This window comes from Bradyrhizobium sp., from assembly GCF_016462955.1.
GTDB lineage: Bacteria > Pseudomonadota > Alphaproteobacteria > Rhizobiales > Xanthobacteraceae > Bradyrhizobium.
Genome location: NZ_JAEMSD010000606.1, coordinates 1 through 3571, shown reverse-complemented (window position 1 = coordinate 3571; position 3571 = coordinate 1). Strand labels below are relative to the sequence as shown.

Annotated in this window: 3 protein-coding genes; all 3 read right to left on the bottom strand. The window is 64.6% G+C overall.

Annotation, left to right across the window (positions count from 1 at the left end):
• Nucleotides 1–607, bottom strand: a 607-nt coding sequence (locus JHD07_RS35345; RefSeq protein WP_291630618.1) for an acyl-CoA dehydrogenase family protein, incomplete at its 3' end; no start/stop codon positions are given.
• A gap of 156 nt (nt 608–763) precedes the next feature.
• Nucleotides 764–2635: an AMP-binding protein gene (locus JHD07_RS35340; protein ID WP_291630616.1), complete on the bottom strand. Its 1872-nt coding sequence runs from the start codon at nt 2633–2635 to the stop codon at nt 764–766.
• A 44-nt stretch (nt 2636–2679) separates the two neighbouring features.
• The gene (locus JHD07_RS35335) at nt 2680–3486 is read right to left on the bottom strand and encodes an enoyl-CoA hydratase/isomerase family protein (protein WP_291630613.1); all 807 of its coding nucleotides are present in this window, start codon (nt 3484–3486) and stop codon (nt 2680–2682) included.
• Nucleotides 3487–3571: the final 85 nt, after the last annotated feature.

Below are 3571 nucleotides of genomic sequence, written 5' to 3'. Positions count from 1 at the left end.
GTCCGCGGGTCGGATCGAGATTGGTGAGGCTCTTCACGTCGACGCCGCCGCCCTTGAGGTCGACCAGGAACAGTGAGATGTCACTCTCGCGCCCGCTCGATCCCGTGCGGGCGGCAACCACCGCGAAGTCGGCGATCGCACCATCGGCAACCGGCTTCTTGACGCCGTTGAGCACGCCGTTCGCAGCCGTCAGCTTGACGTTCTTCGGCGCCGGATTGCCCTTGCCCTCGAACAGCGCCAGTGTGCCGATCGCCTCCCCGGAAGCAATCGCAGGCAGCCATTTCTTCTTCTGCGCATCGCTGCCGGCGATCAGCAGCGCTTCGGCGGCGAGGTACACAGTCGAGGAGAAGGGCACCGGCGCGTTGGCGCGGCCCATCTCCTCCGCGATGACGCAGAGTTCGAGATGGCCGGCACCGGCGCCACCAAATTCTTCGGGAATCGCGACGCCGAGGAAACCCATCTCGGCGAGGCCTTTCCACAGCTCCTTGTCATAGGGCGCCTTGCCGTCGAGCACGACACGCACGGCCTTGGGCGAGCATTTCTCGGCGAGGAACTTGCGCGCCTGGTCGCGGAGCTGCTTCTGGTCGTCGGAGAAGTCGAAGTTCATGGCGGGCTACCTCTTTTTCAGTATCATTGAGACCGTCATTCCGGGGCGCGACGAAGTCGCGAGCCCGGAATCCATTCCACCGCGTTAATGCGGCCCGATGGTTTCCGGGTTCGCGCTGCGCGCGCCCCGGAATGACGAATGGAGGGAGTGTCGTCTTCATCGCAGCACGATCACATCTTCGTCCGGCTTCTCCGCATAGAGCCGCTCCACCAGCGCGGCGCGGCGTTCGAGGCCGGCGCGCTGGTTGATGTAGCCCTTGTCGGTGAGCTCGTTGCCGTCGATGGAGGGCGGCTCGACCATCAGCATGGCGCGGGCGATGATACGGCTGCTGGCGCCCTCGCACTCCCGGTTGTGGGCTTCGAGGCCACGACGGAAGCAGGCGATCACCTCGGGATGCTTCACCGCCTCGGCAAAGCTCAGATCAGGATTGCCGACGAGCTGCCGGCAGGCGTGCAGGTTCGGCCAGGCCAAGAGGCCGATGAAGGCGCGGTCCTGTCCCGCAACCAGTGCGTCGTGCACCACCGGCGTTGCGGCGGCGATCGCATCGGTGCGCAGCGAGCCGACATGCACGAAGGTGCCGGTGGTGAGCTTGAAGTCTTCGACGACGCGGCCCGCGAAGATGATGCCCTTGACCGGATCGGTATCGTCGACGAACACGCCGGCATCGCCGATGCAGTAAAAGCCCTCCTCGTCGAACATCTTCCTGGTCAGCTCCGGCTGACCGAAATAGCCCGGCGTGACGTTGACGCCGCGCAGGCGCAGCTCGTATTTCGAGCCGCACGGCACCATCTTCAACTCGACGCCGGGGAACGGCAGGCCGATCAGGCCGACCCGCTCGGTGTCCCAATAGGTGCCGGTCGAGGTCGGCGCGGTCTCGGTCGAACCCCAGCCGGTGTAGAACACGATGCGCTCGCCGGTGGTCTTCACGGCGAGGGCCTGCATGCGGTCGTAGAGATCGTCGGGCAATCGCGCGCCGCCATAGGCCATGATCGACAGGTTCTTGAAGAAGGAGCGGCAGAGCGCGTCGTCCTTCTCCATCGCGGCCGCGAGCGCGGCGTAGCCGGCCGGCACGTTGGCGTAATAGGTCGGCGAGATCTCGCGCAGGTTCCGCAGCGTCTCCTCGAACTGGCCCGGCATGGGCCTTCCATCGTCGATGTAGAGCGTGCCGCCATCGACCAGGATCGGGTGGAATGCCGCATTGCCACCCATGGTGTGATTCCAAGGCATCCAGTCCAGCATGGTCGCAACAGGACCATCAGGCGAACGCGGACGAACCTGCATCATCATCGCCGCATTGGCGCACATCATCTCCTGCGTGTTGATGACGGCTTTCGGCATGCCGGTCGAGCCTGACGTGAACAGCAGCTTGCCTACGGTCTGCGGCGTGATCTTTGCGATCGAGGCCTCGACATCAGCGGTGACAGGCGTTGCCGCGAGCCCAGCGAAGCTGACGCTCGCGATGCCGTCGCAGGGCCGCGCCACGTGAACCACGGTGACACCGGTGAGATCGATCGCACTAAGCGCCTTCTCGAAGGTCGGCCCGTCCTGCACCATCACCACGGCCGGCTTGATCAGGTCGAACAGGTACTTCAGCTTGACGTGATCGTGGCTCATCAGCGAATAGGCCGGCGACACCGGCGCCGCAGGAGAACGAGCCTGCATCGCGGCCTGCGTCATCAGCGCATGCTCGATCGAATTGCCGGAGAGGATCGTGACGGGCCGGCCGTCGAGCTTGAGATCGAGCAGGCCTTGCGTCAGCGCGTCCACGGTGCGTTTGGCTTCGCCATAAGACACCTTGCGCCATTCGCGGTTCGGACCGCCACGCTGCGCCAGCCAGATGCGCGCGGGCGCCTCCTTCGCCCATTTCGCCAGCGACGCCGGAATGTGCGTCTCGTAAGCCTGCAGCGGAATGCGCGACTTCAGCACCACCGTGCCGTCGGTACGACGCTCGACGTCGATGTCGCGCTTGAGCCACTCGACCTTGCGAAAGGCGGGCTTCGTCATCACCGCCGCCGCGCTTCCACTCATTTTGCGTCTCCCGGAATTTCTTGTCCTTGGCGGATCTTCGTCGTTCAGCGCTTGATATAGACAGGCTTTCGCTTCTCAAGGAAGGCCCTGATGCCTTCCGAAAACTCTTCCGAGCGGCTGCACAGGACCTGGTTGCGATCCTCCATCGCGATCGCCGCTTCCAGCGATCCGGCGTCGACGCTCATGTTGAGACATTCCTTGGAGAGCCGCAGGCCCACGGGCGAAGCCGTGATCATCGCCTCGATGTAAGGTTCGGCCGCGTCGTCGAGCTTGTCCTCGTCAACGACCTCGGAGACAAGGCCGACCGCGAGCGCGCGCTCCGCCCCGATGAAGCGCCCGGTGAGGATAAGCTCGGAAGCGATTGAGACGCCGACAAGGCGAGGAAGAAAATAGCTGGTGCCGATGTCGCAGCCGCCGAGCCCGAGCTTGATGAAGGCGCAGTTCATCCGTGCCGATCTCGTCGCAATGCGGATGTCGGACGCCAGCGCTAGCGCAAAGCCGCCACCCGCAGCCGCGCCCTGCACAAGCGTCAGGATCGGTTGCGGACAGCGCCGCATCAGCATCACGATATCTGCAATGCGCCGCTGCGAGTCCAGCGACTCCGTGACGCCCGGCGGCTCCTGCTGCCCGGCCCGGCGCGCCATTGCGGCTTTGAGATCGAGGCCCGCACAGAAATTCTTGCCGGCGCCTTTCAACACCACCACGCGGGTATCGCGGTTGCGTTGCAGGCCCTGGAAATAGTCGTTGAGCGCATCGATCAGCGCAGGATCGAGCGCGTTGAGATGGTCAGGACGATTGAGCGTCACCCGGTCGACGCCATCGTCGTGCTCGATCAGCAGCGGTTGGGACATGGGGCCTCGTGCATCGGTCGTGAGCCGGACTGCCACCCTCCCCTGGAGGGGGAGGGTCGGCTCACATTGAGCGCAGCGAAATGTG

What these genes read in the sequence shown, in the direction of transcription:
- JHD07_RS35340 (WP_291630616.1), bottom strand. Translation starts at nt 2,635, where the DNA reads ATGAGTGGAAGCGCGGCGGCGGTGATGACGAAGCCCGCCTTTCGCAAG.
- JHD07_RS35335 (WP_291630613.1), bottom strand. Translation starts at nt 3,486, where the DNA reads ATGTCCCAACCGCTGCTGATCGAGCACGACGATGGCGTCGACCGGGTG.